At 50.6% G+C, this 25,943-nt stretch carries 28 protein-coding genes; 12 read left to right on the top strand and 16 right to left on the bottom strand.

What is annotated here, in order from left to right; translation table 11 throughout:
- Positions 1–84 precede the first annotated feature (84 nt).
- From BZG75_RS12805 to rfaD, 4 genes are all read right to left on the bottom strand, one after another.
- Positions 85–1,071 carry a glycosyltransferase gene (locus BZG75_RS12805; protein WP_077577207.1) on the bottom strand — a complete coding sequence of 329 codons (987 nt, stop codon included), beginning with the start codon at positions 1,069–1,071 and terminating at the stop codon, positions 85–87.
- A gap of 63 nt (positions 1,072–1,134) precedes the next feature.
- Positions 1,135–2,187, bottom strand: a complete 1,053-nt coding sequence (gene waaF, locus BZG75_RS12810) for a lipopolysaccharide heptosyltransferase II (protein ID WP_077577208.1) — start codon at positions 2,185–2,187, stop codon at positions 1,135–1,137.
- Complete coding sequence (lpxM, locus tag BZG75_RS12815) at positions 2,184–3,164, bottom strand: lauroyl-Kdo(2)-lipid IV(A) myristoyltransferase (protein ID WP_077461514.1); 981 nt, start codon at positions 3,162–3,164, stop codon at positions 2,184–2,186. Before lpxM ends, waaF begins: the two co-directional genes overlap by 4 nt.
- 53 nt (positions 3,165–3,217) lie before the next feature.
- Complete coding sequence (gene rfaD / locus BZG75_RS12820; RefSeq protein WP_077461580.1) at positions 3,218–4,162, bottom strand: ADP-glyceromanno-heptose 6-epimerase; 945 nt, start codon at positions 4,160–4,162, stop codon at positions 3,218–3,220.
- Between the two features lie 102 nt (positions 4,163–4,264).
- Between rfaD and BZG75_RS12825 the strand changes: the two genes are divergently transcribed.
- From BZG75_RS12825 to tdh, 3 genes are all read left to right on the top strand, one after another.
- Positions 4,265–4,933: a TetR/AcrR family transcriptional regulator gene (locus tag BZG75_RS12825; RefSeq protein ID WP_077461515.1), complete on the top strand. Its 669-nt coding sequence runs from the start codon at positions 4,265–4,267 to the stop codon at positions 4,931–4,933.
- Positions 4,934–5,127: 194 nt separating this feature from the next.
- Entirely contained in the window at positions 5,128–6,324 is a 1,197-nt protein-coding gene (locus tag BZG75_RS12830; RefSeq protein ID WP_077461516.1) for a glycine C-acetyltransferase, read from the top strand.
- A gap of 19 nt (positions 6,325–6,343) precedes the next feature.
- Positions 6,344–7,372: an L-threonine 3-dehydrogenase gene (tdh, locus tag BZG75_RS12835; RefSeq protein ID WP_077461581.1), complete on the top strand. Its 1,029-nt coding sequence runs from the start codon at positions 6,344–6,346 to the stop codon at positions 7,370–7,372.
- Between the two features lie 93 nt (positions 7,373–7,465).
- On the opposite strand, the gene BZG75_RS12840 is transcribed toward tdh, so the two are convergent.
- Together BZG75_RS12840 and gpmM are read right to left on the bottom strand one after the other, a co-directional pair.
- Positions 7,466–8,512, bottom strand: coding sequence for a murein hydrolase activator EnvC family protein (locus BZG75_RS12840; protein ID WP_242413606.1), 1,047 nt, complete (start codon positions 8,510–8,512; stop codon positions 7,466–7,468).
- Between the two features lie 94 nt (positions 8,513–8,606).
- Positions 8,607–10,145 carry a 2,3-bisphosphoglycerate-independent phosphoglycerate mutase gene (gene gpmM, locus BZG75_RS12845; protein WP_025744222.1) on the bottom strand — a complete coding sequence of 513 codons (1,539 nt, stop codon included), beginning with the start codon at positions 10,143–10,145 and terminating at the stop codon, positions 8,607–8,609.
- A gap of 482 nt (positions 10,146–10,627) precedes the next feature.
- Here gpmM and BZG75_RS12850 point away from each other — a divergent pair, with 482 nt between their 5' ends.
- From BZG75_RS12850 to cysE, 4 genes are all read left to right on the top strand, one after another.
- Positions 10,628–11,089, top strand: coding sequence for a rhodanese-like domain-containing protein (locus BZG75_RS12850; RefSeq protein ID WP_077461518.1), 462 nt, complete (start codon positions 10,628–10,630; stop codon positions 11,087–11,089).
- 96 nt (positions 11,090–11,185) lie between these two features.
- Positions 11,186–11,668, top strand: coding sequence for a protein-export chaperone SecB (gene secB, locus BZG75_RS12855; RefSeq protein WP_077461519.1), 483 nt, complete (start codon positions 11,186–11,188; stop codon positions 11,666–11,668).
- 9 nt (positions 11,669–11,677) lie between these two features.
- The gene (gpsA, locus tag BZG75_RS12860; RefSeq protein WP_025744225.1) at positions 11,678–12,697 is read left to right on the top strand and encodes an NAD(P)H-dependent glycerol-3-phosphate dehydrogenase; all 1,020 of its coding nucleotides are present in this window, start codon (positions 11,678–11,680) and stop codon (positions 12,695–12,697) included.
- A 119-nt stretch (positions 12,698–12,816) separates the two neighbouring features.
- On the top strand, positions 12,817–13,650 hold the full coding sequence (gene cysE / locus BZG75_RS12865) for a serine O-acetyltransferase (RefSeq protein WP_236719494.1): 834 nt from the start codon (positions 12,817–12,819) through the stop codon (positions 13,648–13,650).
- 91 nt (positions 13,651–13,741) lie between these two features.
- On the opposite strand, the gene pfkA is transcribed toward cysE, so the two are convergent.
- The 3 genes from pfkA to BZG75_RS12880 form a co-directional block, all read right to left on the bottom strand.
- Positions 13,742–14,704 carry a 6-phosphofructokinase gene (gene pfkA, locus BZG75_RS12870; RefSeq protein WP_025744227.1) on the bottom strand — a complete coding sequence of 321 codons (963 nt, stop codon included), beginning with the start codon at positions 14,702–14,704 and terminating at the stop codon, positions 13,742–13,744.
- Between the two features lie 154 nt (positions 14,705–14,858).
- Positions 14,859–15,800 carry a CDF family cation-efflux transporter FieF gene (gene fieF / locus BZG75_RS12875; RefSeq protein ID WP_077461521.1) on the bottom strand — a complete coding sequence of 314 codons (942 nt, stop codon included), beginning with the start codon at positions 15,798–15,800 and terminating at the stop codon, positions 14,859–14,861.
- A 75-nt stretch (positions 15,801–15,875) separates the two neighbouring features.
- Positions 15,876–16,340, bottom strand: a complete 465-nt coding sequence (locus BZG75_RS12880; RefSeq protein ID WP_077461522.1) for a Spy/CpxP family protein refolding chaperone — start codon at positions 16,338–16,340, stop codon at positions 15,876–15,878.
- Positions 16,341–16,501: 161 nt separating this feature from the next.
- Here BZG75_RS12880 and BZG75_RS12885 point away from each other — a divergent pair, with 161 nt between their 5' ends.
- The 3 genes from BZG75_RS12885 (at position 16,502) to trmL (ending at position 19,103) form a co-directional block, all read left to right on the top strand.
- Entirely contained in the window at positions 16,502–17,197 is a 696-nt protein-coding gene (locus BZG75_RS12885) for a response regulator (protein WP_077461523.1), read from the top strand.
- Positions 17,185–18,579: an envelope stress sensor histidine kinase CpxA gene (gene cpxA, locus BZG75_RS12890; protein WP_077461524.1), complete on the top strand. Its 1,395-nt coding sequence runs from the start codon at positions 17,185–17,187 to the stop codon at positions 18,577–18,579. The genes BZG75_RS12885 and cpxA overlap by 13 nt, the downstream gene beginning before the upstream one ends.
- A 62-nt stretch (positions 18,580–18,641) precedes the next feature.
- Complete coding sequence (gene trmL, locus BZG75_RS12895; protein ID WP_077461525.1) at positions 18,642–19,103, top strand: tRNA (uridine(34)/cytosine(34)/5-carboxymethylaminomethyluridine(34)-2'-O)-methyltransferase TrmL; 462 nt, start codon at positions 18,642–18,644, stop codon at positions 19,101–19,103.
- A gap of 93 nt (positions 19,104–19,196) precedes the next feature.
- Here trmL and tpiA read toward each other — a convergent pair whose 3' ends face one another.
- The gene (tpiA, locus tag BZG75_RS12900; RefSeq protein WP_025744232.1) at positions 19,197–19,964 is read right to left on the bottom strand and encodes a triose-phosphate isomerase; all 768 of its coding nucleotides are present in this window, start codon (positions 19,962–19,964) and stop codon (positions 19,197–19,199) included.
- Between the two features lie 208 nt (positions 19,965–20,172).
- Between tpiA and BZG75_RS12905 the strand changes: the two genes are divergently transcribed.
- A complete protein-coding gene (locus BZG75_RS12905; protein WP_241827339.1) occupies positions 20,173–20,589 on the top strand; it encodes a 5-carboxymethyl-2-hydroxymuconate Delta-isomerase in 417 nt (138 codons plus the stop codon).
- Between the two features lie 14 nt (positions 20,590–20,603).
- Here BZG75_RS12905 and BZG75_RS12910 read toward each other — a convergent pair whose 3' ends face one another.
- The 4 genes from BZG75_RS12910 to glpX form a co-directional block, all read right to left on the bottom strand.
- Entirely contained in the window at positions 20,604–20,951 is a 348-nt protein-coding gene (locus BZG75_RS12910; RefSeq protein WP_077577210.1) for a DUF3135 domain-containing protein, read from the bottom strand.
- Between the two features lie 237 nt (positions 20,952–21,188).
- The gene (locus tag BZG75_RS12915) at positions 21,189–21,932 is read right to left on the bottom strand and encodes a ferredoxin--NADP reductase (protein ID WP_025744235.1); all 744 of its coding nucleotides are present in this window, start codon (positions 21,930–21,932) and stop codon (positions 21,189–21,191) included.
- 9 nt (positions 21,933–21,941) lie between these two features.
- A complete protein-coding gene (locus tag BZG75_RS12920) occupies positions 21,942–22,562 on the bottom strand; it encodes a helix-turn-helix transcriptional regulator (protein ID WP_077461527.1) in 621 nt (206 codons plus the stop codon).
- A 134-nt stretch (positions 22,563–22,696) separates the two neighbouring features.
- Positions 22,697–23,704: a class II fructose-bisphosphatase gene (gene glpX / locus BZG75_RS12925; protein ID WP_077577211.1), complete on the bottom strand. Its 1,008-nt coding sequence runs from the start codon at positions 23,702–23,704 to the stop codon at positions 22,697–22,699.
- 288 nt (positions 23,705–23,992) lie between these two features.
- Here glpX and zapB point away from each other — a divergent pair, with 288 nt between their 5' ends.
- On the top strand, positions 23,993–24,235 hold the full coding sequence (gene zapB / locus BZG75_RS12930; protein WP_025744238.1) for a cell division protein ZapB: 243 nt from the start codon (positions 23,993–23,995) through the stop codon (positions 24,233–24,235).
- 50 nt (positions 24,236–24,285) lie between these two features.
- Here zapB and rraA read toward each other — a convergent pair whose 3' ends face one another.
- Both rraA and BZG75_RS12940 read right to left on the bottom strand, forming a co-directional pair.
- The gene (gene rraA, locus BZG75_RS12935) at positions 24,286–24,807 is read right to left on the bottom strand and encodes a ribonuclease E activity regulator RraA (protein ID WP_025744239.1); all 522 of its coding nucleotides are present in this window, start codon (positions 24,805–24,807) and stop codon (positions 24,286–24,288) included.
- A gap of 119 nt (positions 24,808–24,926) precedes the next feature.
- A complete protein-coding gene (locus BZG75_RS12940) occupies positions 24,927–25,832 on the bottom strand; it encodes a 1,4-dihydroxy-2-naphthoate polyprenyltransferase (protein WP_077461530.1) in 906 nt (301 codons plus the stop codon).
- Positions 25,833–25,943: the final 111 nt, after the last annotated feature.

The following is a 25,943-nucleotide window of genomic DNA, read 5'->3' on the forward strand; positions in this document are numbered from 1 at the left end:
GTGTTAATGAGGAAGTTTTCAATATAGTATAGTGCTTTCATGACTCAATCTCCTTTTGTGTTATTAGTTTTTGAGATTATTGTCCTAGTTTTTGTGATATGGAAGATTTTTTAGTCTATTATTTTTTTGGGTCGACACGGAATTTAATCTTTGTCCACTGATAGCCCTTTCGTAATATTTAATATATTCTTTGGCCATAGATAAGTGATCAAAATACTCTCTAGCATATTCGTGGCAACGATAAGGTAAATAGCTATTATATTTAATTGCATCAGCTAACTCGTCTTCGACATTAGAAAGTATGCCTAAATCAGGATTGCTCACTAATTCAGGCAATGAGCCATAAGGTGTTGCAAAAACAGGGGTGCCCATAAATAAACTTTCTATTACGGCTAAGCCAAAAGGTTCTTCCCAAGTGATAGGGAAAATAAGGCCATTTGAATTCTGAAGGATGTTGCATTTCTTTGCATTATTAACCATGCCATGAAATTTGACATGACGATTAAAAGTAAATCTAAACCCCATTTTGAAATTAATTCTAGTGCCTCCGAGCACATCGAGCTTCGTTTGAGATTTTTTGGTGATGGCTATAGCGCCTTTAACATTTTTTACTTTCCATGCGGCTTTTCCGAGAAAATGATAACGTCCTCCCTTTCTGATGCCTTTTAGGTTTGGTTCGTTATAGTCGCTCCAATCTAAACCATTATAAACGTAGCTATTACATCCATGGTTTATAGCGTGTCTTTCTGAAACAAAAATCGTATTAGGCTTTGTATTTTCTGAAACTAAGTTGTTCCCATGCTGTGTAACTACGAAAGGTTTTGTTTTTGTCTGACCCCCAGTATGGAAATGGACAATGTCAATGCCAGGTGGGATTTGTTCATCTATCGGGATATTCAGATTCTGTCTTATAGACTTAGCGAAATCACCGCACTCAACTTTGTTTGGATTAAGGATGAATACATTGTGGCCGAGTTGATGAAGTGCTTTTACTAGGCCCCAAACAACACGCTCGGTTCCACCATAGGTAACTGGCGGCAAAACTCCCTTGCAAACCATTAATATATTCATGACTTTTCAACTCAAATCTCGTAGAAATAAAATTTAGTATAGCTTAAGCCTACAGCTTAACGTCTAGTCGGCATGTTCTTGATAACGACCCATTATATGAATTTTCTTTATAACGCGGCTAGGGTCCAAATCCTTTAAACACTTCAAATGCCCAAGTGGACATTCGCGTTGAAAGCAGGGGCGACATTCAATATCTGTATGCACAATGTCGACCTTACTGGTTAAAGGCGGCGTGTAATCGGGGGACGTTGAGCCATAAATGGCAATGACCTGGCAGTTGACCGCCGCGGCGATGTGCATCAAGCCGGAGTCATTACTGACGACGGTTTGGCAAGCGCCTAATAGATCAACAGCCTCAATTAAATTGGTTTTACCCGCTAACACATGAATATTCGGTGCGTTGTCGGCAAGAGCGGCAATTTTTTCACAGGTGTCGATATCTTTGGCTGAGCCAAACAGCCAAACTTGAAACCCCTTAGCATGCATCTGGCGAGCGACCTCGGCATAGTGTTGCTCAGGCCACTTTTTGGCTGGGCCGAACTCGGCACCCGGGCAAAGACCCACGATGGGTCTATCTTGGTTTAAGCCCAGCTTAGTGATCACAGCCGCTTGTGCGTCAGGATCAATGGTTAATTCAGGTTTTGGTAGGCCTTCAAAGCCGCCGAGTGAGACCGAACTTTGCATCGTGGCGCGCGGGTGTGCCAGGGCAACATAGCGCTCAACCATATATTGAAACGCTTTTTTATTGGGCCGCAGGTCGTTGAGCAAACCATAACGCATTTCACCTTTCCAACCGGTACGTGTTGGGATCCCAGCAAACCAAGGGATCAGCGCCGATTTGGCGGAATTAGGCAATACATAAGCATGGTCATAGCCGTGTTTTGCTAAGCGTTTACCCAATTGGTAGCGCTTACCGAGTGCAAATTCTCCATGACCCAGTGGCATGTCGATACTGCGATTAACTTCTGGCATACGCGCCAAAATAGGGGCGCACCATCCAGGCGCCATCACGTCAATGGTGGCGTCAGGGTGTTGTTGTTTGATGGCTTTATACAGTGATTGCGACATCACCATATCGCCGACCCAAGACGGGCCAATGACGAGTACTCGTGTCATGATGCCCGTTTCCTTTTTGCCTCTTGGTAGATATTGCGGCCGTCTTCGCGTGTGCGGAGCAGCTGTAGGATCCACATGTATTGATCGTATTGACCTTCGAGCATGGTTTCGATGTGTTGGTTCATCATGTGGGCGTCCGTTTTGCTATCACCGGTTGGAAACTCGCTGAATGCTGGATGGATGGTTATGACAAACCGGCCGGTTTTGGCATCAAAGCCAGATAGCACAGGCACGATATGTGAACGCGTGACTTTGCTCAACTTGCCGAGACTTGGCAATGTCGCCTTGGTTGTTGAGAAAAAAGGAACAAACTCACTGCTTTCATCACGCATATCTTCATCGGGCAGGTAATAGCCTAAGAAGCCTCGTTTAACCGCACGAATAAAAGGTTTAATCCCTGCTTCTCGTTCGTAGCAGTTACCACCATATTGTACTCGTTGACGGTGCATCAGCCAGTCGAGGAGACCGTTTTTTTGTCGTTTTGAGAAGGCAGCGACAGGTAAGCCCTGTGAGGCAAATAAAATCGCCGCCGCATCAATCGCCCAGGTATGGGGCACAAACAAGATCACCGGCTCACCATGATCGGTGTGGCGGGTAATATGCTCCATGCCAATGACATCACAGTGCTGTTGAAACCACTGACGACCACGTAACGTAATCAGTGGAAAACTGAGTAAAAACGCTCCTGCGGTTGTTAGCGTCTCGACCAAGATCGCTTCGCGTGCTTGCTTAGATTGCTCTGGAAAGCAGGCTTCAAGGTTGAGCCATGCATTCAAAATCGTGCCTTTTTTCTTTTTCACCAGCTTGCGTGCCACCCATTGGGCAAAGCGATACTTTGCTCGTGCAGGCACCAACAAACAGATTGGCAAGGCAGCCAATAACATTAGCCAGGTGCCCCAATATTTCGGTGCGAGGAAGGCACGCGAAAATTCGGGGTTATAGGCATTTGGATCGTAATCGGGTCGCTGTTTTGTCATTATTCGATTTTCTCATACGCCAAGCGTCACGGCTTGGCGTAAACATCATTATATTAGCGATTGATTTCAGCCAGATAGGCGGCAACACCTTCAGCCACAGTCTTAAAGGAAGCGGTATATCCGGCTTCACGAACCTTGGTCAAATCGGCCTGCGTGTAAGCTTGATAGCGGCCTTTTAAGTGATCGGGGAACGGCACCTCTTCAATTTCCCCTTGACCGTGAAACGCGATGACAGCGTTGGCGACGGCGCTAAACGGTTCGGCACGGCCAGTACCACAGTTAAAAATGCCGGAGATTTGTTGCTGCCAGAACCAGATATTCATTTGACACACGTCGCCAACATAGACGAAATCACGCTTAAAGGTGTCACTGCCTTCAAACAGCTTCGGGTTTTCACCGTTTAAGATTTGCTGGTTCAGGTGGTAAGCAACGGACGCCATGCTGCCTTTGTGCTGCTCACGAGGGCCGTAAACGTTGAAGTAACGAAAACCGGTGATCGGTGGCAGTGTTTCACCGTGCGCCTTGGCATCGTCTTGCACGCGACGGACATAATTATCAAACTGCTGCTTCGAGTAGCCGTAAACATTCAGCGCGCCTTCATACTCTGGCGCTTCAATGAAGTCACTGTCGCGGCCGCCATAAGTAGCCGCTGACGAGGCGTATAAAAACGGAATGTCACGGTCAATGCAGTAATGCAATAGCTCTTTAGAATATTCATAGTTATTGAGCATCATGTACTTGCCGTCCCACTCGGTGGTCGCTGAGCAAGCACCTTGGTGGAAAATCGCTTCGATAGGCCCGAAGTTCTCACCGGCCATGATTTGGGTAAGAAAGTCTTCCTTATCCATGTAATCAGCAATATCCAAATCAACCAGGTTAACGAATTTGGTGCCGTCTTTAAGGTTATCGACGACAACGATGTCACGATAGCCTTGCTCGTTAAGTGCTTTTACTAAGTTGCTACCGATCATGCCGGCACCACCAGTCACAAAAATCATATCGTTACCTAATTCATCGTTGCAGGCGACAGACGCCGTCGCCATTATTGTTGACTGTGATAGTATGGTTACGCATCAACCGGGCAGAGGACTGAACCATACATGAAAACCCAAGACCGAATTATCCATGCTGCACTGGCTTTATTCAATCAACACGGTGAGCCAAATATTACCACGAATCATATTGCGGCTGATCTTGGGATAAGCCCGGGAAACCTTTATTACCACTTTCGTAATAAAGAGGCGATTATACACAGCATTTTTGATCAATACGCGCAAGATCTCGCCCTTGCGTTTGATCCTAGTCAGCCTCAAGAAGATACCCAAGCGCTGTTGCAACATTATCTCGATGCAACGTTCAGTTTGATGTGGCGCTACCGCTTTTTTTACGCCAATCTGCCCGATATTCTGCGTCGCGATGAAGCGCTACAGCATAAGTACCTCGATGCACAACAACAGCTTCAAACCAACCTGATGACTATTTTGCAGCATTACAGCCATGCGGGGTGGTTGAATCTGAGTGAGAGTGGGTTGGCTGCCGTGGGCGAAACCTTGAAGCAGGTCGCGTCAAGCTGGATTTTCTACCAAAGTGCGCAAGCGCCACAAACACATATTCATGCCGGTGTGATCTACAAAGGCGTTTTACAGATGTTGGCGTTGCTACATCCGCTGACTTCCTCGCAAGGGCAAACCGCTATCGCTGCATTAATGGACCACTATCAGCAGCAATTGGTTCGCCAAGATATACGCGCACTGGATACCTTAAACTAACCGGTCCAACGTCGTTTATTGTGTTTTGCGCGATATTCCGCCAGCCTAAAGCGGAATACACGATATGAATCACTGTCTCGTGCGGGTTATTGGCACAAACCTAATGAACGTGCCATGATAGCAGCCAATCATTCGCCGTACAGAAACTGTGCGGCGGCCTTCCAAAAGTAATCATCACCAGCATGGAGATTGCGATGACGGCTGCCTTCTATCAGCAAATGCGTCATCAGCTTGAGCAAGTAAAAGCTGATGGCTTGTACAAAAGTGAACGCCTTATTACTTCCCCGCAATCGGCCAGTGTGGCCGTTAATCATGAGCAACAGGTGCTCAATTTCTGCGCGAATAACTATCTAGGGTTAGCCAATCATCCTGCCTTGGTTGAGGCTGCCAAAGCGGGGATGGATGAGCACGGCTTTGGTATGGCGTCAGTGCGCTTTATTTGTGGCACGCAAGACGCCCATAAAACCCTTGAGGCCAAACTCTCTGACTTTTTGGGCATGGAAGATACGATTTTGTATTCGTCATGCTTTGATGCGAATACCGGCTTGTTTGAAACTATCCTGGGGCCTGATGATGCCATTGTCTCAGATGCGTTGAACCATGCATCGATCATTGATGGGGTGCGTTTATGTAAAGCGAAGCGGTTCCGTTACGCCAACAACGATATGGACGAGCTGGAAGCCCAACTTAAAGCCGCGAAAGCAGCCAATGTGGCGAATATCTTGATTGTCACCGACGGCGTTTTCTCGATGGATGGCGTGGTCGCTAACTTGCCCGCGGTGTGCGATCTGGCTGAGCAGTATGGCGCGCTGGTGATGGTGGATGACTCCCACGCTGTGGGCTTTATGGGCGATCATGGCCGTGGTACCCACGAATACCACCAAGTCATGGACCGCGTTGATATCATCACTGGGACCTTGGGTAAAGCCATGGGGGGAGCCTCGGGTGGCTATACATCGGGTAAAAAAGAAGTGATCGATTGGCTGCGTCAACGTTCACGCCCTTATCTGTTCTCGAATTCACTGGCACCGGCGATTGTGTCGGCCTCTATTCGCGTGCTCGATATGCTGGCGGAAAGTGACCATTTGCGCGCACAGCTATGGGATAACAGCGCACATTTCCGAGCTCGCATGACTGAGGCAGGTTTCACGCTAGCAGGCGCGGATCATGCCATTATTCCGGTGATGCTGGGAGATGCCAAAGTCGCGAGTGAGTTTGCCGAACGTATGATGCAAGAAGGCGTCTATGTGGTGGGCTTCTCTTATCCTGTGGTGCCGAAAGGGCAAGCACGTATTCGCACTCAAATGTCAGCCGCACACACGCGTGAGCAACTGGACCGCGCGATTGATGCTTTCATCAAAGTCGGTAAAGAAATGCAACTGATTGGGTAATCGTATGACACAAACAAGCATGAAAGCCCTGGCGAAGCTAAAAGCCGAGCCCGGTATTTGGATGACGGAGGCGGCGCTGCCTGAGCTTGGGCATAACGATCTACTGATCAAAATCCGCAAAACCGCCATCTGCGGTACCGACGTTCATATTTACAAGTGGGATGAGTGGTCGCAAAACACCATTCCGGTTCCCATGGTAGTCGGTCACGAATATGTGGGTGAAGTGGTTGGGATTGGACAAGAAGTCAAAGGTTTCGCCATCGGTGATCGCGTCTCCGGAGAAGGCCACATTACTTGTGGTCACTGCCGTAATTGCCGCGGCGGACGCACCCACCTTTGCCGTAATACCGAAGGGGTCGGGGTCAATCGTCCTGGCGCATTTGCGGAATATTTAGTGATCCCAGCGTTTAATGCCTTCAAAATTCCAGCGGAAATTTCGGACGATTTAGCCTCGATCTTTGACCCATTTGGCAATGCGGTGCACACCGCGTTATCGTTTGATCTGGTCGGCGAAGACGTGCTAATCACAGGAGCCGGCCCGATTGGTATTATGGCTGCGGCGGTTGCGCGTCATGTGGGCGCAAGACATGTGGTGATCACTGATGTGAACGAGTATCGCCTTGAGCTTGCCCGCAAAATGGGCGTGACTCGGGCGGTAAACGTCGCCGAGACCTCGATAGAATCGGTGATGGAAGAGCTTGGAATGACGGAAGGCTTTGACGTTGGCATGGAAATGTCGGGCGTCCCTGCCGCTTTTAATAGCATGCTGTCAGCCATGAACCATGGCGGCAATATTGCTTTACTCGGGATCCCACCGAGCGATATGGGCATTGATTGGAACCAAGTGATCTTTAAAGGCTTGGTAATCAAAGGTATCTATGGTCGCGAAATGTTTGAGACTTGGTACAAGATGGCCTCCTTGATTCAATCAGGGTTGGATTTAACCCCCATCATTACCCACCATTACCACGTGGATGACTTTCAAGAAGGCTTTGAGATGATGTGCTCAGGGCAGTCTGGCAAGGTGATCCTCGACTGGCAGGGCTAATGTAAGAGACCCATAACGCCATATGACCGGGTGATTGAAGGCTCACCAGGCGCTTGGCAATATTGACAGCGCTCACCCATGGGGTGGGCGTTTTTAATCCAACCAAGGAACTGGGTTAGTAGTATTGCCTTTACGACGAATCTCGAAATATAGCGATGGTGTTGATTGTCCGCCACTGTCGCCAACTAAGGCAATCGGTTCACCGGCGGTCACTGTGTCGCCGACGTCTTTGAGTAATGCTTGATTATAGCCGTACAAGCTCATATCCCCCTTGCCATGATCGACGGCAATCAATAGCCCGTAGCCACGTAGCCAACTGGATAGCACCACTTTTCCTGCATGCGCCGCTTTCACTTCCGTGCCACGCTTGGCATCAATCACGATGCCATTCCAAGTCACTTCGCCGGATTGGCGCTCGCCAAAGCGGTGAAGGAGTTTACCTTGGGCCGGCCAAGTGAGTTTTCCTTTGGCGTCACTAATGCCTGCCATATTGACCTGCGCGCGTCGTGCCGCCTCGGCGATTTGTTCTTGCAAGCGCTGCTTATTAGCTTTGAGCTCGGCTAAATATGCGCTGTCACTGGCAATCTTGGCACGAATTTGTTTCGCCGTTTGGCTTTGTGCGTTTTGCTCAGTCTCAAGCTCACGCTTTTTATCGGTTAACTCAGCCACGAGCTGCGTTTGTTTGTCCCGCTGCTGTTTGAGCTGGTGAGCGGTGAGCTGATAATCGGTACGGGTAGCGGCGAGTGACTCAATCGTCTGCTGCATTGTGCCTGCAACGATTTCGGCGTAGCGCGTTAACCGGTCAAGGGTGGCTGGTGATTCTTGGCTGAGCAGTCGTTTGAGTTGATCGTGTTTGCCTTGACGATATTGCGCATCGATAAGCTCGCCCAGTTGGGCTTGTTGGGCGATCATTTCCTGCTTTAATCGCGCTTGTTGTTGCGTCAGCTGGGTAATGTCGGTATCTGTTTCTTGCAGGCTAGCTTGCGCTTGGCGGATGCGCCTGGACAAGGTGTCAATCCGTTTAGATTGCGCTTTTAAGTCGCGCTGAAGTGCATTGAGTTTTTTATTGTGCGCGGCCAGCTGTGATTGTTGGCGGGCAATCTCATCGCTCACGCCCTCAAGTTGTGAGTTAGCGTGCACAGACCCTGTGAATAGACACAGAAAAACGCCAGTGCATAATGCACTGGCGCGGAGGGTTTGACCTAGGCGTGTTCGTTTCTCCCGCATGGGGAGATTATTTCAGATCGAACAGAGGCTTGCCAGTCATCTCTTCAGGAATCGGCATATCGGACAATGCCAACATGGTCGGTGCCAGATCAGACAGCTTACCGCCTTCTTTCAAGGTCACTGGTTTGCTACCGACATACATCAGTGGGACTGGTAAGTTGGTGTGTGCGGTATATGCACCGCCCGTTTCCTCGTTAACCATCATTTCAGCGTTACCGTGGTCGGCGGTGATCAGCATTTGACCGTCCACTTCTTTAATCGCTTCTAGCACGCGACCGATACAGCCATCGACAGCTTCACACGCTTGGACAGCAGCCTCGTAGACGCCCGTATGACCTACCATATCACCGTTCGGGTAGTTACAGATGATCATATCGAACTTGCCGGACTTAATCGCATCAACCAGTTTATCCGTTAGCTCTTCAGAGCTCATTTCGGGTTGTAGATCGTAAGTGGCCACTTTGGGTGACGCCACCAAAGAGCGCTCTTCGCCTTCAAATACGGTTTCCATACCACCGTTGAAGAAGAAAGTGACGTGCGCGTATTTCTCAGTTTCTGAAATACGTAGCTGGGTTTTACCGGTTTTCGATAGCCATTCACCCAAGGTGTTTGACAGGCTTGTCGGTGGGAAAGCCACCGTCGTATCGATATCGGCTGCGTATTCGGTCAGCATGACAAAGTCGGACAGTTCGGCATACTTCTTACGCGCAAACCCATCAAACTCAGGCATAAAGGCACGAGTCATTTCGCGCGCCCGGTCGGCACGGAAGTTCATGAAAATAACTGCGTCGCCGTCGTTGATGGTCGCTTTGTTGTCACCCTCACGGAAGATTTCCGTTGGGGCGACAAACTCGTCATTTTCTTCACGCGCATACGCCGCTTCGAGGCCTTCAACCGCGCTCGTTGCGCTATGCTCGCCTTGCGCCAAGGTCAACAAATCGTAAGCTCGCTCTACACGATCCCAGTTGTTGTCGCGGTCCATCGCGTAGTAGCGACCCACCAGTGAGGCCGTACGTCCTTTGCCTAGCTTGGCAAAAAGGGCGTCAAAACGCTCAAGTGAGGCTTTTGCGCTACGTGGTGGCGTATCACGACCATCCAAGAAGGCGTGCAGATAGATTTGATCCGCACCACGCTCAGCGGCCAACTCAACCATGGCCGCAATGTGGTCTTCATGGCTATGAACGCCACCTGGTGACATCAGACCCATGATATGAACGGCTTTGCCTTTATCCACGGCTTTATCGACCGCGGCAGTGAGTGCGGGGGTCTGGTTAAAGTCGCCATCGGCGATGGATTTGGTGATACGGGTGAGTTCTTGATACACCACGCGGCCAGCACCGATATTCACGTGACCGACTTCTGAGTTACCCATTTGCCCATCAGGCAGGCCAACGTCAAAACCGGATGCTGAAATCAAGGTGCTATTGTCGGCCATCAGGCTGTCGATAATCGGCGTGTTAGCATTGGTGATGGCATTATCGCTTTGTGGGTCACGATAGCCCCAGCCATCGAGAATCACCAGTGCAAGTGGTTTTTTCGCAGACATATTACGTCCTCTTAATTCAAGCTAAAGACTGACATTGGATGCCACTGACATTGAATGTCATGGAGCAGCCACTGAGGCTTGATGCCAGATTTGAGGCTAGCATCAGGCCTCAGTGGTGCAGTGTGCGTAATTTTACAACATTTTACGCAAGGATACGTAGGCTAAGATCAATTATTCCAGCTGATAAGTTAACCAGCAAGGGTTGCATGGCTTGCCTTCTACCCTTGACTCCCCTCATTATGGCGAAGATTGTCGGTATACGCGAATGGCTTCACTCGATGTCTGCGATTGATGAAACCTTCTTTCTTTTTAACATATTGAGGGGAACGAAAATTTATCATTCGATCACCGTGAGTGAGCAAGCGCGCGATTTCGTCTTGGTAGGCTGTAAAACCCTGACGAGCAGGTTATACTCGACACCATTTTCACCCCTTGATGGACTCTCGCCTCGCGGGACAAACAAGCAGTATAGAGCAAAGGTTATGCAGGAATATATCGATTTTGTCTCCAACAACATGATTCTGACACTGGTCTGGGTTGGCTTAGCTGCCACCCTGTCGATGTCGCTGATCAAACAGAAAACCGCCGCTTACAAAGTGGTGGCTCCGAACGATGCCGCGATCCTGAACAACCGTGAAAATGGGGTGTTTGTGGATATTCGCAGTCATGACGAGTTTCGTGCGGGCCATATCACGGGTGCAATCAACGTATTGCCCAGTGAAATTAAATCGCACTCATTTGGCGAACTTGAAAAACATAAAACTGACCCCATCATCGTAGTATGCAAGACCGGTCAAACCGCGGCTGACAGTGCGAATCAACTCGCCAAAGCGGGTTTTGAGTCTGTGTATGTGCTCAAAGATGGCTTGACCTCGTGGAACGATGCCAAAATGCCACTGGTCCGCGCCAAAAGCGGCAAAGGCAAAAGCAAAAAGAAAAAGTGATCCCTCACTCAAATCTCGAGCGACTGCATGACGCAGTGGCTCGCATTTTTTAATGTGCCCGGCACATAAGCAACTAGTTAGAAAGGACGAACCACCATGGCTGAAGCAGAAAACAACCAACAAGCCGAGCAAAACTTTGCCATCCAACGCGTTTTTCTTAAAGACGTGTCTTTTGAGGCGCCAAATTCACCTGACGTTTTTCAGCAAGACTGGGCACCTGACGTTAACTTAGATTTAGACACGCAAAGCCGCGAGCTGGGTGAAGGCATTTACGAGGTTGTTCTGCGTCTAACCGTGACCGTGAAAAACCAAGAGAGCAGTGCGTTCTTGTGCGAAGTACAACAAGGCGGCATCTTCTCGGTTACCGGCATGGATGCGCCGCAATTAGCGCATTGCCTCGGCGCTTTTTGCCCGAATATTCTTTTCCCTTACGCGCGTGAGACGATTTCTAGCTTGGTCGTTAAAGGGACGTTCCCACAGCTTAACCTTGCACCGGTAAACTTTGATGCCTTGTTCATGAACTACCTGCAACAGCAGGCGGACGCGAAATCTGGCAAAGAAGAAGACGCGCAAGCCTAAGGGGTCATTATGACAGATCTTGCTCCCACTCAAGACGCCGCGATTGTTGTATTGGGCGCTGGCTCGTACGGCACTGCCTTAGCGATCTCACTGGCGAGAAATGGTGCCAACGTTGTGTTATGGGGGCACGATCCACGTCATCTTGCGCAGTTGGAAATTGACCGTGCTAACCAGGCTTTTTTACCAGGCGTCGCCTTTCCAGACTCGCTGGTGCTTTGTGCCGATTTGTCCGTGGCGGTGAATGCCAGTCGTGATTTATTGGTGGTGGTGCCCAGCCACGTCTTTGGTCAAGTGCTCGGCCAAATCCGGCCCTACTTACGCGCGGATTCTCGCGTTTGCTGGGCCACAAAAGGGCTAGAACCGGAAACCGGACGCCTGTTGCAAGAAGTCGCGCGTGAACAACTGGGTGATTCGCGCTCGCTGGCGGTACTCTCGGGTCCCACTTTCGCTAAAGAGCTGGCGGCTGGCATGCCGACGGCGATTTCTGTTTCCTCGCCTGACCCTGAGTTTGTGCGTGATTTGCAAGAGACGATTCATTGCCAGCAGAGTTTCCGCGTTTACGGCAATCATGATTTTATCGGCATGCAATTAGGTGGCGCGGTAAAAAACGTGATTGCGATTGGGGCTGGGATTTCTGATGGTATCGGGTTTGGCGCCAATGCGCGCACGGCTCTGATTACGCGTGGCTTGGCGGAAATGACGCGCTTGGGTGAAGCGCTAGGCGCATCGCGAGAGACCTTTATGGGCATGGCCGGTTTAGGTGATCTGGTTTTAACCTGCACCGATAATCAATCGCGTAATCGCCGCTTTGGGCTGGCGCTTGGCCAAGGTGAAGGCGTGCAAGCGGCGCAGGATAATATCGGTCAAGTGGTTGAGGGCTTTCGCAATACCAAAGAGGTGTGGGCACTGGCGCAGCGCGCTGGGGTTGAAATGCCGATTGTGGAGCAAATTTATCAAGTTTTATATCAGGGTAAATTGGCGCATCACGCTGCTCGAGACTTGCTGGCCCGCGATAAAAAATCCGAATAACGGCAACGTGTATCAGCATATAAATAGGCGCGCGGGGTGAGAACCGCGCGTTTTTTTTATACACTGGCACGGTAGGGGAAAGTCCCAGTTGCCGGTGATTTTTGATAAGGATGAAGGCAGTGAATCAGGCTAAAAAAGAATGCCAACAGAACCGTGTGTGGCAAGCGGTAAAAACAGAAGCACGCGAACACTCAGAGCGCGAGCCCATGTTGGCCAGCTTTTACCATGCCACAATTATCAAGCACGATAATCTCGCCAGTGCCCTGAGCTATATTTTGGCCAATAAATTGTCGACGCCGTCGATGCCGTCGATGGCGGTGCGAGAAGTGATTGAAGAAGTGTATGCCAATGATGCGTCGGTGGCTGAATCGGCTGCCTGCGATATTTGTGCCACGGTAGAGCGGGATCCTGCGGTGGAACTGTACTCCACGCCCTTACTGTACCTAAAAGGGTTTCATGCCTTGCAAGGCTTCCGTGTGGCAAATTGGCTGTGGCACCAAGGTCGCAAAGAGTTAGCGACGTACCTACAAAACCAAATTTCAGTGACCAGTCAGGTGGATGTTCATCCGGCGGCCACTATCGGACGTGGGATCATGTTTGACCACGCCACGGGGATCGTGATCGGTGAGACGGCGGTGATCGAAGATAATGTTTCGATCTTGCAAGATGTTACTCTCGGCGGGACCGGAAAAGAAGGCGGTGATCGCCATCCGAAAATTCGGACCGGTGTGATGATCGGCGCCGGTGCGAAAATCCTTGGCAATATCGATATTGGCGAGGGCGCGAAAATTGGATCATGCTCTGTGGTGCTCAACCCTGTACCGCCGCACACCACGGTGGCGGGCGTGCCGGCTAAAATCGTTGGGCGCCCGAGTTCACACATGCCCTCACTGGATATGGATCAAGAGTTTAACGGCTCACACAAAACGTTTATTTCGGGGGACGGCATATAACTGCTTTGACGCCATTCCACAAAAAAAACGGAACCGCACAGTTCCGTTTTTTTGATCGCCATGCGCTAATCAGCGCAATATCGCGAGCGGCTTAGAACAGTTTTTCTGCCACTTCGTAAAGATCATCACGGAATGGGCGCTTCATGTTTTCAATGGCATCAATGATGTCATGGTGAACCATTTTGTCATTTTGAATCCCGACACAGCGTCCGCCTTCGCCGTTTTGCAGCAGGTCGACCGCATAGGCACCCATGCGCGAAGCAAGGATACGGTCAAATGCACCGGGCTGACCGCCACGCTGAATGTGGCCCAAAATGGTCGCACGTGTTTCGCGGCCAGTTTCGGTTTCGATGAACTTCGCCAGTTCATTAGCATCGGTCATTAGCTCTGTAATCGCGATGATCGCGTGCTTTTTACCCTTGTAAATGCCTTCTTTCACTTTGGCAAGCAGCTTGTCTTTATCAAGACCAATTTCCGGTGTGATGATGTATTCACAGCCGCCAGCGATCGACGCCATTAAGGTCAAGTCACCACAGTGGCGCCCCATGACTTCGACAATAGAGATCCGCTGATGCGACGAGGAGGTGTCACGCAAACGGTCGATAGCGTCGATCACTGTGTTCATCGCGGTCATATAGCCAATGGTATAATCGGTACCGGCGACGTCGTTATCAATGGTGCCTGGCAGGCCAATACAAGGATAGCCCATCTCAGTCAGTTTTTTCGCGCCCATGAACGACCCGTCACCACCGATAACCACCAGCGCATCAATGCCGTGCATTTTTAGATTTTGAATGGCTTGCTCACGTACTTTTTCGTCAGCAAACTCGGGGAAGCGAGCTGAACCTAAAAAGGTTCCGCCGCGGTTAATCACGTCAGATACGCTTGTTCGGTTTAGGCGTTCGATGCGGTTTTGATGCAAGCCAAGAAACCCGTCATAAATACCGTAAACTTCTAATCCTTCGCTCAATGCGCTGCGAACCACACCGCGAATCGCTGCGTTCATACCTGGCGCATCACCGCCACTGGTCAAAACACCAATTTTTCTAACCATGGTTACCCTCTGACTGTTCGTCACTTATTTCGTGCCGATTGCGGAAATGGCAACCTGCTTGCCCCAGTGAACCCGCAATGACGCTTGCTTAAACTGTAATTTTCCTACTTCTGTAATAGTATTACAATTACTGTAGAAAAAAAGTTGATACATGTCAGCCCGATGAGCTTTTGTTCAGCCTCTCATCAAGGCTTTTGTTTTCCTTGCCACCACCTGTTTCCCTTGCCACCACCGATTTTGGGTCTTGATGAATCATGACATCCGCGCCGGGAAAGGCGACCAGTAGCCTATCTTCTACGACATCTGCAAGGGTATGTGCATCCACTAAGGGTAGCTCGTCATCAAGCTCTATGTGTAGTTGGATAAATTTTGTCATACCGGCTTGGCGCGTACGCAGTTGGTGAATGCCATGAACGCCGACGACAGAACTGGAAAGTACCGCGATTTTCTCTTGCTCTTCAAGCGGTAACTGCCTATCAAGCAGTGATTGGACCGCCTCGTACGCCATTTTGACAGCTTGAGATAGGATAAAAACACTGATGCCGATGGCAAACCAAGCGTCAGCTTGCGTCCAGCCGTACCAACTCAGTGCCAAGGCGACAATGATCGCAATATTCATTAATAAATCGGATTGATAGTGAAGTGCATCGGCAGCAATGGCTGGACTGGCCGTTTTGCGAATCACCCATTTTTGGAATAAGACTAACCCTAGCGTAATCACGGTGGCACCGGCACTGACAGCAACGCCAAGCTCTGGCGATGCAATCGGCACTGGCTTGAACAAACGTTCAAGGCCACTGAGGAGCAAAAAGGAGGCCGATCCGACGATAAAGGTTGATTGCGCGAGTGCGGCGAGGGATTCGGCTTTGCCGTGGCCGAAACTATGCTCACTATCAGCAGGTTGAACGGCGTACCGCACCACAATTAAATTGGTCAACGAGGCCAGTAGATCGAGCAGTGAATCGACAAATGAGGCCAGCACACTGACCGATCCTGTCAACCACCATGCAATCAATTTGGCCAGAAGTAAGGTGGTCGCTACCGCGGTGGCTGCCCACGCGGCGGCCTCGACCCAGAAAGCATACTGTTTTTTCATAAAAAAGGGCTGTGTAATGAAACGCAACCCTTAGTATATAGACTGTTGACCCGATGCGTATGACACGACGCAGATTTATCGTGAACAATTGCCTCGACGATCATGGTGGCCTTGGCCGCGCTTGCCTTTTTCTTTATCCCAACCGCCGTGTCGGCGTTGGTCATGCATCTTATCTAAGAAGGTTTCTTGCTGCTCCGGCGTCAACACTTGCATCATGGCATGCATGTGGCGAGCGCGCTCGATCCCTTGGCCGTGCATTTGTCGGCCATGTTGTGGCATGGCATTGAATAGCTCGGTGGCCGCCGCTTCATCAAATTCAGGTTGAGTTAGCAGTGCCCCCATTTGCTGCCGGAATCCGTCACGCGCCTGGAGACGTTGATCTCGGTAAGTGTCGCGAAGGGTGTCGAGTTGTGATTGTTGTGCTTCCGTTAAGTCAAGATCCTGCCAGATCCCGCGGTTGGTGTCGTTACCGAACTGCGGTGCAGCAAGGGTGGGAATCGCAATGAGCGCGGCGGCTAAGCCAAGGGTTAAACGTTTCATCCTGTCTCTCCATCATTGAGTAGGTACACGTTTAGATTAACCCTTGGGATGTAAAGTCACGTTATGCGATGTAAAGATGGGTAAAGTCATGCCTGTGCCGATGTCGCTATGATAAAAAGATTGTATTCAGCGTCACTGAATTGAGGAGAGGGTCACGGGCGATGCAGCAGGTTCTAATTATTGACGATGACACCGAATTGACCGCACTGCTTGGTGAGTTGCTGTCATTGGAAGGGTTTTCGGTTCGCTGCGCGGACAATGGACAAATGGGCTTAGCAATGGCGAGTGAATTACCGCCAGATATTATTTTGCTCGATGTCATGATGCCGGTCTTAAATGGTATGGAAACGTTACGGCAACTCCGCGCCACGTCACATGTTGCGATTTTGATGTTGACCGCACGAGGTGAAGAAGTAGACCGCGTGATGGGCTTAGAGCTTGGGGCGGATGATTACCTGGCCAAACCGTTTAGTGATCGAGAGCTTCTAGCAAGAATGCGGGCGATTTTACGACGCACTCGGTTACCGGACCCCGAGCCGCCGACCCAAGCGCAAGAGCCTGTTTTAGCCCATGACGATGTGTGCGTTTACCCGCATCGGTTGGAAACAGTATGCCAAGGCGAGACGGTCGATCTGACCGGCATGGAGACAGAAATGTTGGCGTGCTTGCTGGCGCACCCGGGTGAAGTGGTAAGTAAAGCCCACTTGAGTGAGCAGGTGTTAGGTAAGCGTTTGATGCCCTTTGACCGTGCCGTGGATGTGCACATTTCCAATTTGCGCAAAAAGTTACCTGAACGTGCTGATGCTAAACCAAGAATCAAAACGCTGCGAGGAAAGGGGTATTTATGGGTCGACTAGCCAGCGTGCGCCAAACCCTGTCGCGTGTTCCTTTTTTCTCTAGTTTGTATGGTCGGATTTTCGTGATTTTTTGGCTCACACTATTACTGGTATTAGCGGCGGTCATTTGGGCTCAGCGTGGCGATCCGCGATCGCTGCACCCAGTGCCGGCCGCGGAGCAAGCACGTATTGCTGCTCAAATAAATCAGTTAGTGAACATCGCGACGACACGCGACATACCGATAGCCACGCTCGTTGCCAGACATAATCAGCGTCGTGGTCATCGCCACAGTCGGGCAGCGAACACCCTTTACTGGGTCCCTAAATCGGCCCGGATTGACGATTTACCGACCGAGTTACGTCGCTTTATGGCTCAAACCAATGAGACAGAGCAGCCGATGCAACGCTTGGTGCGTCGCGCCATGCTCGCCGGTCCTTTTTCTGTGAGTACGGATAACGCGCAAGGCAATCTTTATCATGCCCGTCGTTGGCAGCCTCGTCTTCCTTTCGTGTTGAAAATACTGGAAACGCCGCAGCATTTGTTGCTGGTCACTATGTTGGTCAGTACTCCCTTGTTGCTTTGGTTGGCCTATACACTGACGCGTCCGGCGCGGCGGTTTGAGGCGGCAAGTCGTCGTGTCGCCAACGGCGATTTAGTGCCGGATCCTGCGTTAGAGTGCGGCCCGAGAGAATTCAGTGAGGCTGGGAAGGGATTTAATCATATGGTTACGGCGCTCAATCAAATGGTGACCGGACAACAGCAACTGGTGTCGGATATTTCTCATGAGTTACGGTCGCCGCTGACGCGCTTACAAATGGCACGCGCCTTGGCGGAGCGTGAATTAGGACACAGTGATAGCTTGGCCAGGATTGAGCGGGAAGCGGGGCAGCTTGAAGCCTTAATTGCGGAGCTGCTTACGTTGTCAAAACTGCAAGCGCAAGGGCAGCTTGAGCGCGCGTCAGTCAGTGCGGATGTGTTGTGGCAGTCGGTGGTGGACGATGCGAGTTTCGAAGCGAATCAACAAGGCAAATCGATCACGATAACGCCATGGCCGTCGGTCACATTGAGTGTTAATTCGCGCCTAGCTTGTAGCGCGTTGGAAAACGTACTAAGAAACGCGATCCGTTATGCGCACCTAGGTATCGATATCACCACATTCATTGATGATACCATGCTGGTCATTCAGGTTGCCGATGATGGTCCGGGAGTGCCAGAGAGCATGTTGACCGATATCTTTCGGCCTTTTTATCGTGTCTCTGCCGCCCGAGAGCGGCAATCTGGCGGCTCTGGGCTAGGGCTTGCGATCACCGCGCAAGCGGTACAACAGCATGGCGGGCAGGTCTTGGCTCACAATCGACCGCAAGGCGGGTTGGTCGTCACACTTCGCTGGCCGGTGCATTAATATTGCGCTGGTTTCCCGCGGTTGCGACAATAACGGCTTATTTCTCACTGTGGTAACTGACCATGTTTGACATTGCGCTTTATGAGCCAGAAATTGCGCCTAATACGGGCAATATTATTCGATTATGTGCTAACTGTGGCGCTAACTTGCACTTGATTGAGCCGTTAGGCTTCGATTTGGAAGAAAAGAAGGTACGCCGTGCGGGGTTGGATTATCATGACTTGGCGCGGGTGACGCGACATGCGAATTATGCCGCCTTCATTGATGCCATGGCGGGACGTCGGATCTTTGCTTGTACAACCAAAGCGACGCAATATCATACTCAGGCAACATTTGCGCCTGGTGACGTGCTGTTGTTTGGCCCTGAAACACGGGGGCTACCGCAGGATCTTATTCAGGCACTGCCGGACACGCAGCGTTTGCGTATCCCGATGCAGCCAGATGCACGCAGCCTCAACTTATCCAATGCAGTGGCAATTATTGGCTACGAAGCCTGGCGTCAGTTAGGTTTTGAAGGCGCATAGCGAACAGACTGACAGACAAAAAACGCCCCCTACCAATAGGGGGCGTTTTTATTCGCGAGCGCGTTGCTATTGGCTATTTAACCGCACAACGAATTACGCTTTTTTCGCTTCACCGGCGGCTTTCGCGATTGCAGCAAAGCCTGCAGCGTCAAGCGCGGCACCGCCAACCAAGGCGCCGTCGATATCCGGCATCGCGAACAGCTCTGCGGCATTTCCAGCTTTGACCGAACCGCCGTACTGGATGACCACTTTGCTTGCGACGTCTTCGCTGTAAGACGCAATGTGCTTACGGATGGCAGCATGAATGTCTTGCGCTTGCTGAGCGGTTGCCGCTTTACCGGTGCCGATTGCCCAGATTGGCTCATAAGCAATGATCGCACCGTTTAGCGCTTCAACGCCTTGAGATTGGATCACAGCGTCAAGCTGGCGAGAACACACCGCCAGGGTTTCGCCCGCTTCGTTTTGTGCGTCAGACTCACCGATACAAAGTACTGGCGTGAGGCCATTTTCTTTCAAGAAAGCGAATTTTTTCGCCACAAACTCGTCAGATTCTTGGTGATATTCACGACGCTCTGAGTGGCCGATAATAATATGGGTTGCACCAAAATCTTTCAGCATGTCGGCAGAGATATCACCGGTGAATGCACCGCTATTGTTGGTATCAACGTTTTGCGCACCCAACTTAATGGCGCTGTCAGCCAGCAGTTGTTCGGCTTGTGCCAGATACATCACCGGTGGTGCGACGGCAACGTCAACGCTTTCAACGTCTTTGAGTTCAGCATTAAGGCCGTTAAGCAGTTCAGTGACCATGGCTTTGCTGCCATTGAGTTTCCAGTTACCCATTACCAATGGACGGCGCATAGGAGTTCCTCCGCGGTTTAGTTGATTTGAAGTCAAAAGATGTAAAGAAGGTAGTCTATTGTAGCGCGGCCTTCTCTGTTTAAAATCATAGAATGGCGAGAATGTCCTCGTTTTTACCCGTTTTGCGCGCAAAAGGGAACCTTCAGGTAGTAAAATTTCATCATTATTGCGTCAATGGGGCGGCCAAAGTGTGACAGAGGTGCTCGTGATGGCGACTATCTTGCGGCATGATGCAGGTTTGTGTTTTCAACGGAGTGAAACAATGCCTCATTTGGTGATGGAATACACCGACGCGTTAGCAGAGCGTGTGAACATTGATCAGCTGGTGGATGATCTGCACCAAGCGGCGATCGCGACCGATTGTTTTGACCCTGACGCGCTCAAATCTCGCGCTGTTCCATGCGCCGTTTGGCGTGTCGGCGCGCAAGCCGATCGCGGCGAGTTTGTGCATGTCGAGTTTCGCTTACTGGCTGGACGCAGTGATCAACAAAAACAGCAAATCAGTGACGCATTAACCGGGCCGCTGCGTGAGCATGCAGGCCATGTCACCAGCCTAACGGTGGAAGTCCGTGACATGGATACCACCAGTTATCGCAAGTGGGTCGGGCCCAATCATGCACTATGAGTGGCTCAATCGGTTTATCTCGATTGCGTTGGCGATGTGGGGGCGTTGGCTGTTTGTCCCACTTTAAATTCCATGATGTCCGCTTGGTGGCTGCGCAAGGCGTCTGGGTTGGTAAACGCAGTCGAAAAGCGCGAATACTGACGAGTCAGTGCTTGGAAGAGCATCATGTTGACGTGTAATGGATTTTTACCATGATCAATCATGCGATTAATATGGCTTAACATGGCATGGAGCTGTGGCTGAGTGGCGTGGGACGCATTGGCGATCACCTCTTCGCTCATCTTAAGCCGTAATGTTTCTAATGCACGAGGGTCGGTCTGGGCCAACGCCGCTAACTCATCAAAAGAAGGAAGGGTCTTCATCGCATACTCCTTACGCGTCGTCGGCCGCGTGGCCATGTTACCAAAGCGTTAAAGTAACTATGAGTCGGGGTTTGCCAGGGATCAAACTTGCGCTGTCTGGCTAAGCTAGCGCCGTGGATAGAGAGATGGACGACGTGTTGAGTAATCAATTGAATCAACGTCGTTTTTCTGGGATTATTTTTGTGGATAAAAATGCCCCGCTTTACCGTATGCGTATCAGCAAAGCAGGGGGAGGAATTACCAGTAATGCTCAGTGGTCACATTCCCGGGCTTGCGGCGTAAGTTTTTACTGAGGCCTTTTCCTTCCAGCAGTGTTTTCACTTCTTTTACCATGGCTGGGTTGCCACATAACATCACCTGGCTGTGCTCGGACGTCAGAGGCAGACCAACCACGCGTTCGAGCAATCCGTCTTCGAGCGCGTGTGTTACCCGACCTGATAAGGCGCCAGCTATAGGCTCGCGACTAACAAAAGGCTGAACCACCAGTTGGTCAGGGTATTTTTCTGCCAGTGCGTTAATGCGTGCTTGATAGGTTAAATCGGCAGCAAAACGTACCGCATGGACCAAGATAATTTTGCGAAAACGTGACCAGACATCGCCTTGCTCCATCAGCGAAATATAAGGGCCGATGGCTGTCCCCGTGGCAAACATCCAGAGGTGTTGACCTTGTGGTACTTCATCTAGGGTAAAGTAGCCGGCTGGATCTTGGGTAATCATCACGTTATCACCCGGCTCGAGCGCGTGAAGGCGTGGTGACATCAGGCCGTCAGCCACACGTGTCGCATACACTTCTAAGTATTTACTTTGTGGAGGATTCACAAACGAATAGGCGCGCTGGATCAGTTTGCCATCGATCTCCATCCCTAGCTTTGTGAATTGGCCTGCCGTAAAGGGCGCGACAGGGGCGGATAACACCAGGCTGAAGAGATCCTTCGTCCAATGTTGGTTCTCCACGACATCAGCCTTGATCCAAGTGGCCATATTACCTCCTCACGTTTTATCTCCAATGCGATAAGTGCAGCGATGCTGTCCTGAAACAATGTGTTCTTCACGTTCCACCCGATAGCGGTCGCCCAGTAAGTGTCGAAATAACTGGATTTCTGAGCGACATAGCGCAGGACAGGTTTTCGCTGCTTGACAGATAGGGCAGTGATGTTCAATCAACATATAGTCAGCGCCGTCTCGATGGAGCTCGGCCATATACCCCTCGCTCTCTCTAAGATACGCCAAGGTTTGCAATTTAGCCTCTAAATTATCGCAATCTTTGAGCGCATCTTGGTATTGGGCGAAGGTGGCAGCTTCACGTTGGGCGATCACTTTTGCGACCCCTTGGTCGCCAAAAACCTCTTGCACCGAATCGATCAAGGTGACGGATAAATCATGATGACTATCCGCAAACCGTCGGTGTCCGGTGGCGGTTAAAGACCAGTGGCGTGTAGGCCGGCCAACTTTGGCGCGGATATCTTCAAAATCCACCAAGCCATCACGCTCAAGGCTTTGTAAATGCTGACGCACGCCCATGGTGGTCATATTCAGATTATCCGCTAAGACTTTTGCACTGACACGGCCTTCGCGCTTTATGGTGTCTAAAATGCGGTCAGTGGATTTCATCGTCCGGACCTCGATTACCCCAATTGCAAATGTGCGAACGCATACTCACAATTAAATAAAGTAAAATATTTATAAAAGGGTAATCGAAATCAATAGATTTGACCAGTCAGAAGCTGCATTCATCAATGTGGAGATTATAAGATGTGCGGTTTGATCGCTTCATCTTTACGGCTTAAATAGTGGGTCGAGCGAATACGGCGAATGGTCCGACATTGACCACGTACCACTAGGGTTTCTGTCGTGGCCAGATCGCCCTGTCGGCTGATCCCATCAAGTAGGTCGCCTTTGGTGATGCCGGTCGCGGCGAAGACAACATTATCGCTACTGGCCATCTGTGACAGCGTGAGGACTTGGCGGGCTTGAATCCCCATTTGTTGACAACGGGCCAGTTCTTGCTCTCCGTAAACACGGTTTTCTGGGGTGTCACCTTTCACATCGTGTCGAGGGAGCAAACGGCCTTGCATGTCCCCGCCTAGTGCACGGATCACGGCCGCAGAGACGACCCCCTCTGGCGCTCCGCCGATCCCAACCATGACATCCACTTCACTTTCTGGCATGCAGGTTAGAATAGAAGCAGCTACATCACCATCTGGAAAGGCGAATACTCGGATCCCTTGCGCTTGCATACTGGCAATAATGGCATCATGACGAGGTTTTGCTAAGGTGGCAACGACGAGGGTGTCGAGGGTTTTTCCGAGCGCAATGGCGACATTCTTGAGGTTTTCAAGCAGGGGCTTATTGAGGTCAATCATACCTTTGGCGCCAGGCCCCACCACTAATTTTTCCATGTACATATCTGGCGCTTTTAAAAAGCTGCCCTTTTCTCCAGCGGCCAGCACTGCCAAGGCATTGGCCTGACCCATTGCTGTCATGCGTGTGCCTTCAATCGGATCAACGGCAATATCAACCGCTTCACCGCCCAAGCCGACTTGCTCGCCAATATATAGCATGGGGGCATCGTCGATTTCCCCTTCACCGATGACGACTTCACCGTCAATCTCGGTCAGGTTTAGCAAGGTACGCATTACCTCAACCGCTGCGCCATCGGCTGCGTTTTTGTCCCCTCTTCCCAACCACTTATAACCCGCGAGAGCGGCGCCTTCGGTGACGCGAGAAAAAGCCAATGCGAGATCACGTTTCATGAGTACTCCGGAATGTCAGCCACATTAAGACAGGCGTTAGCCTAATTTGCGCGCAGTTTACCAGAAATAGAAAACGTTTGCGTGACGAGAGCGGCGGTGATTTTTATCTTCGCAGTGCGATAGTTGGCGAAGTCGCTGCATTTTTGCGCACTTGTCCATGCATAGGTAGTGAGAATAGTGGCAGTCTGACACCACCTGAGTACAATAAAGTCGGGGTGCACACCTGTTGCACGGGTTACTGCCGGATAAGCAGTAACGGGATCAATCGTCAGAAATAAGGTGGCCTTGATGTCATTGGAAGTATTAGAACAACTCGAAGCTAAAGTACAAATGGCGGTGGATACGATTTCGCTGCTACAAATGGAAATCGAAGAGCTCAAAGAAAAGAACGGGTCGCTGGAGCAAGATGCAGTGGCTGAAAAAGAAAGCCGTGAGCAATTAGCGCAAGAAAACGCCAAGTTAAAAGAAGAGCAAGAAGCTTGGCAGAATCGTATCCGTAGCTTACTCGGTAAGATCGAGAGCGTTGAATAAACCAAAAACAGAGCCGATGGGCTCTGTTTTTTATCGGTCAACTGACGCTACTAATCCTCGTCGAGATCATCGTCTTCTTCGTCGACTTCAGTGATGCTGAGCGGATCCGGCGATAAGATGACGCCAGTGGTGTCCGCATAGACATGGTCATCCGGCAAAAAGGTGACGCCGCCAAAGTTCACGGGGACGTCGGTTTCACCGGTACCTTGTTCATCAGCGCCCACTGGGATAGAGGCCAAGGCCTGGATACCTATGTCGATTTCATCGATGGTATCCACGTCGCGCACGCAGCCATAGACAATCATGCCAGCCCAGTCGTTATCTGCCGCGAGCTGTGCAATCTCGCCATCAATTAAGGCGCGACGTAACGAGCCACCGCCATCGATCAACATAATTCGCTGCTCGCCGTCTTGCTCGGCCATCTCGCGAATTAAGCCTGTATCTTCGAAGCATTTTACCGTGGTAATTTGGCCACCAAACGAGCTGCGGCCCCCATAAGAGCTAAACATTGGCTCCACGACATCCACTTGGTCGAGGTACATGTCGCATAGTTCCGAGGTATTGTATTCCATAGTCTAACTTCTTGTTGAGGCAGAAAAAGGCTGGCAAGCTTGCGCTGCCAACATGGCAAGTCCAAGTATAACGGGGCAATAAGGGTTTGCAATGACAAAGCGGCTAATCTGTGTCTTTATTAGACTAACAGCATCCCAGTCATAAATAGCCCATTAGTCACTAAGGCGCAGCGCACCATGTTGCCCATCATTGGCCGAAGCGCGTTCGCATTCGCCGTTTGATACACTTCGCGTCCGTGGCGAACCAATAAGGGCACACTCGCCAAGAACAACCATCCCAGCCAAGCTTGTAAGGTCAACGCGGCAAATAATGAGTAACAAACAATCGCACCGGCAAGTAGGATGACATGGTACTGCCGGCCTCGCTCGGGACCCAAGCGCACGACCAGGGTGTGTTTGCCACAAGCACGATCATTATCAATGTCTCGTAAGTTGTTGATGTTGAGCACGCCGACAGCCAGCAATCCGCATGCTGTCGCAGGCAAGATCACTAGCGAGTCAATCTGTCCAACTTGCAAATAGTAGGTCCCGGCGACGCCTAACCAACCAAAAAACATCAGCACCGATAAATCACCTAGGCCTCGATAGCCGTAAGGTTTATTGCCGACGGTATAGGTGATCGAAGCGACGATGGCCATCAGGCCGAGCAATAAAAAGCTAATAATATCGGTGGGTTGCTGACAGGCAATCGCGATCAGTCCGCCGCCACTTAACACGGTGAGGGCAATATTGAAGGTCAGGGCGCGGCGCATGGTGGCGAGGCTCACTTTGCCCGATTGGATGGCACGCATCGGACCTAAACGGGTCATGTTGTCCGTGCCTTTTATCGCATCCCCGTAGTCATTAGCAAGATTAGAGAGGATTTGTAAGAATAAAGCGGTGATCAGCGCCATAACACTGATAGACCAAGAGAGGTTGCCTTGCGCTGCGGCGACCGCACTCCCTGATAAAATAGATGTCACGGCCAAAGGCAGCGTTTTGGGTCGCGCAGCATCAAGCCAAATAGCGAGCGTAGGGTGCAGCATAGCGATCCTCGAGACGAAAAAACGATGTCACTATTATTACGCAAGCAGCACAAGGAGTAACGAGTTCGCGACCGAAATCCTGCTTCCTATTGCGCCAGCTCAAGTTTTGAT

The sequence above is a fragment of the Salinivibrio sp. AR640 genome (assembly GCF_001995405.1).
Classification (GTDB): Bacteria; Pseudomonadota; Gammaproteobacteria; order Enterobacterales; family Vibrionaceae; genus Salinivibrio; species Salinivibrio costicola.